Origin of the sequence: Caballeronia sp. GAFFF2 (assembly GCF_023631485.1) — a bacterium.
Classification (GTDB): Bacteria; Pseudomonadota; Gammaproteobacteria; order Burkholderiales; family Burkholderiaceae; genus Caballeronia.
In genome coordinates, this window is the sequence record NZ_JALQDA010000129.1 from 1 (window position 1) to 203 (window position 203).

General features: G+C 77.8%; 1 protein-coding gene. It reads left to right on the plus strand.

From position 1 onward, the window contains the following. Positions 1-203: hypothetical protein (locus NCT04_RS34960; RefSeq protein WP_250470320.1), on the plus strand; the 203-nt coding region annotated here is incomplete at both ends.

Here is a 203-nt window from a genome sequence, read left to right on the forward strand (position 1 = left end):
GGTCACGGCGACGGCGGTCACGGCGACGGCGGTCACGGCGACGGCGGTCACGGCGACGGCGGTCACGGCGACGGCGGCCACGGCGACGGTGGTCACGGCGACGGCGGCCACGGCGACGGTGGTCACGGCGACGGCGGTCACGGTAACGGTGGCGGCAACGGCAGCAGCGGTGGTCACGGTGACGGCGGCCATGGCGACGGCGG